This is a genomic window from Streptomyces virginiae (genome assembly GCF_000720455.1).
In the GTDB taxonomy this organism is placed as follows: domain Bacteria; phylum Actinomycetota; class Actinomycetes; order Streptomycetales; family Streptomycetaceae; genus Streptomyces; species Streptomyces virginiae.
Genome location: NZ_JOAK01000080.1, coordinates 1 through 4,293 on the forward strand (window position 1 = coordinate 1; position 4,293 = coordinate 4,293).

At 75.0% G+C, this 4,293-nt stretch carries 2 pseudogenes; both read left to right on the forward strand.

What is annotated here, in order from left to right:
- Window positions 1-118 precede the first annotated feature (118 nt).
- Window positions 119-1,123, forward strand: a pseudogene (locus IG86_RS45665) (polyketide synthase dehydratase domain-containing protein); the annotation flags it as partial.
- Window positions 1,124-1,282: 159 nt separating this feature from the next.
- Window positions 1,283-4,293, forward strand: a pseudogene (locus tag IG86_RS45670) (type I polyketide synthase); the annotation flags it as partial.

Below are 4,293 nucleotides of genomic sequence, written 5' to 3' on the forward strand. Positions count from 1 at the left end.
CCACTACTGGACCCAACACCTCCGCCACACCGTCCGCTTCAACGACGGCATCCACCACCTCCACCACCACAACGTCACCACCTACATCGAACTCGGACCCGACCCCGTCCTCACCGCGATGACCCGGACGATCCTGGGCGAGGACGACGTCCAGGCCCCGCCGACGACCGTCTCCGTCCTGCGCAAGGGCCACCCCGAGGGGCGGACCCTCGCGGCGGCGCTCGCCCACGCGGCCCTACGGGGTGCGGCGCTGGACACCGAGCACCTCTTCCCGGGTGCGCGGCGGGTCCCGCTGCCGACGTACGCCTTCCAGGGCGTCCGGTACTGGCTCAACAGCCCGGCCACGCCCGAGGACGTGGCGAGCCTGGGCCTCACGCCGGCGGAGCACCCGCTGCTCGGTGCGGTGACCAGCCTCGCGGACGGCGAGGGGCTGCTGTTCACGGGCCGCGTCGCGCGCGGCAGCCACCCGTGGGTCGTCGACCACGCGGTCGCGGGAACCGTGCTGCTGCCCGGCACCGCGCTGGTCGAGATGGCGCTCGCGGCGGGCGACCGCTTCGGCTACGACCGGCTGCAGGAGCTGGTTCTGGAGGCGCCGCTGGTCGTCCCCGAGGACGGCAGGATCCACCTCCAGGTCGCGCTCGGCGCCGAGGAGTCCGGTACCCGCGCCGTCACCGTCCACTCCCGCGCCGAGGGCGCGGCGGACACGGAGTGGACCCGACACGCCTCGGGTGTGCTCCGGGAGGCGGCCCCGGCCGCCGCGGTGGCCGAGCCGTCGGCCTGGCCGCCGCAGGGAGCGACGGAGATCGCGGCCGGTGAGCTCTACCCCCGCCTCGCCGACCGCGGCTACGGCTACGGGCCCGCCTTCCGGGGCGTGCGCAGGGCCTGGAGCCACGGGGACGACGTCTACGCGGAGATCGCCCTCCCCGACGGCATCGAAGGCGACGGGTTCACGCTGCATCCGGCCGTCCTGGACGCCGCCCTGCACGGCCTGCTCATCGCAGACTCGGAGGAGCTGACCGTCCCCTTCTCCTTCAGCGGGATCACCCTGCACGCCACCGGAGCGACCGCGCTGCGCGTCCGCCTGACCGCCGGGGGCGGCAACTCCGCCTCGCTGACGGCCACGGACACCGACGGCCGCCCCGTCGTCACGATCGACGAGATCACCCTGCGCCCGGCCGGTGACCTCCAGGACCACGGCGGCCGGCACGACGGGCTCTACAGCCTGGTGTGGAAACCGCTGCCGCCGCCGGCCGTGGACACCCCGGCCCGGCGGTGGGCGGTAGTGGGCTCCGACCCGCACGGTCTGGTCGCGGCCGTCGCCGGCACCTCGTACGCGGACGCGGCCGCACTGCGGGCCGCCGTCGCAGCGGGCGGTCCGGTACCCGATGTCGTGGCCCTTTCGGACGAGGTGTCAGAGGTTCACGCGGCGCTCGGGCACACCCTGGCGACCCTGCAGGAGCTGCTCGGCGACAGCGCCCTCGACTCCGCCCGCATCGTCGTCCTCACCCGCGGCGCCACGGCCCTCTCCCCCGACGAGGACGTCCACAACCTGCCCGCCGCGGCCCTGACCGGCCTCGTCCGCACCGCGCAGAACGAACACCCCGGCCGGCTCACCCACCTCGACATCGACGCCGCCACGGACGCCGGCTCCGGAGCCGGCCTCCTGGCCGGTGCGGCGCACACCGCCGCTGCCACCGCCGACACCCAACTCGCGCTGCGCGACGGCCGACTGCACACCCCGCGCCTGGAGAACACCCCCGGCGGGGACACCGCAGGCCGCGCCCTCGACCCCGACGGAACCGTCCTGATCACCGGTGGCACCGGCGGACTCGGCCGGATCCTCGCCCGCCACCTCGTCACCCGCCACGGCGTCCGACACCTGCTCCTGACCAGCCGCACCATCACCGCCTGCGACACCGCCGACCGCGCCTCGCTGGAGGACCTGCTCGGCACCATCCCCGCGGACCACCCCCTCACCGCGGTCGTCCACGCCGCCGGCGCCCTCGACGACGCCACCCTCGACAACCTCACCCCCCGCCACCTCACCCGGGTCCTCCGTCCCAAGGCCGACGCCGCCTGGAACCTCCACGAACTGACCCGGAACCACGACCTCACCCACTTCGTCCTCTTCTCCTCCATCGCCGGCCTCATCGGCAACCCCGGCCAGGCCAACTACGCCGCCGCCAACACCTACCTCGACGCCCTCGCCCACCACCGCCACCACCAGGGCCTGACCGCCACCAGCCTCGCCTGGGGACTGTGGGACACGAGCACCGGCAGCATGGCCGCGCAGTTCTCGCAGGCCGACATGGAGCGCTGGGCCGCCAAGGGCATCCTCGCGCTGACCCCGGAACGCGGTATGGAGCTGTTCGACGCGGCGCTCGCGTCCGGCCGGCCCGAGCTCGCTCCGATCGAGCTGGACCTGCGGGTGCTGCGCTCCCCCGCGCAGACCGCGCCGGCCCTGCTGCGCAGCCTCGTCCGGGCCCCGCGCCGCCGGGCGGCCGCGGCCACCGGTTCCTCCTGGGCCGCGCGGACCGCCGCGCTCGCCCCGGCGGACCGGCAGCGGGCCGCGGGCGAACTCGTACGGACCACGGTCGCGGCCGTCCTCGGCCTGGCCGGACCCGCCGCCGTCAACGACAGCGGCCCGTTCATCCAGTTGGGCATGGACTCCCTCACCGGCATGGAGCTCCGGCGCAGGCTGGCCTCGGACAGCGGTATCGCCGTTCCCGCGACCGCCGTCTTCGACCACCCGACGCCCGGTGCGCTGGCCGCCTTCGTCGTCGCGGAACTCGGAAAGATCGCCGGCGAGGCCGCGGCCCGGCCGGGACGGCAGGCCCCGACGGGTGCCGGTGCCGTCCAGGACGACCCGATCGTGATCGTCGGCATGGCCTGCCGCTACCCGGGCGACACCCGCTCACCCGAGGACCTGTGGCGGCTCGTCGCCGACGGCACCGACGCCATCACGACGCCGACCGCTTCGACGCCGAGTTCTTCGGGGTCTCGCCGCGTGAGGCGTACGCGATCGACCCGCAGCAGCGCCTGCTGCTGGAGACCACCTGGGAGAGCTTCGAGCACGCGGGCATCGACCCGGCCACCCTGCGCGGCAGCCGGACCGGTGTGTTCGTCGGCACCATGTACGACGACTACGCCTCCCGCCTGTCCGCCGTCCCGGTCGAGTACGAGGGCTACCTGAGCACGGGCAGCGCCGGCAGCGTCGCCTCCGGGCGGCTGTCCTACACCTTCGGGCTGGAGGGCCCGGCCATCACCGTCGACACCGCCTGCTCCTCCTCCCTCGTCGCCCTGGTGCACCCTGGCCGTGGCGGGCGGTGCCACCGTGATGGCCACCGCGCGGCCCTTCGTGGAGTTCAGCAGGCAGCGCGGCCTGGCTCCCGACGGGCGGGTGAAGTCCTTCGCCGCCTCGGCGGACGGGACCACGTGGAGCGAGGGGGTCGGTGTGCTGCTCCTGGAGCGGCTCTCCGACGCCCGCCGCAACGGCCACGAGGTCCTCGCCGTCATCCGCGGGTCGGCCGTCAACCAGGACGGCGCCAGCAACGGCCTCACCGCCCCCAACGGACCCTCCCAGGAACGCGTCATCCGCGAAGCCCTCGCCGCAACATCGGCCACTCCCAAGCCGCCGCAGGCGTCGGCGGCGTCATCAAAATGGTCATGGCCATGCGCCACGGCATCCTCCCCCGAACCCTCCACGTGGACGCTCCGACCCCGCACGTGGACTGGTCGAGCGGTGCCGTCTCCCTCCTGACCGAGGCCACCCCGTGGCCCGAGACCGACCGGCCCCGCCGGTCCGCCGTCTCCTCCTTCGGCATCAGCGGCACCAACGCCCACGTCGTCCTCGAACAGGCCCCCGCCACCGAGATCGCGGCCCCCCGCGAGGTGGCGGTGCCCTCCCCGCTGCCGTGGGTGGTCTCCGGCCGCGGTACGGACGGCCTGCGCGCCCAGGCCGTACGGCTGCGGCGGCTGGCCGCCGAGGCCGGCCCGGACGGCGGTTTCGACCTCGCGCACCTGGACATCGGCCACGCGCTGGCCACCACACGGGCGGCGCTCCCGGACCGCGCCGTCGTCCTGGCCGACGACCCGGCCGGACTGCTGGCCGGCCTGGACGCGCTGGCCCGCGGCGAATCCGCGCCGCAGCTGGTGGCCGGAGATCCGCAGCGGGCGTCCGGGACCACCGGGCTGGCCTTCCTGTTCACGGGGCAGGGCAGTCAGCGGCCCGGCATGGGCCGTGAGCTGTACGAGACCCACCCCGTCTACGCCCGGACCCTCGACGAGGTCTGC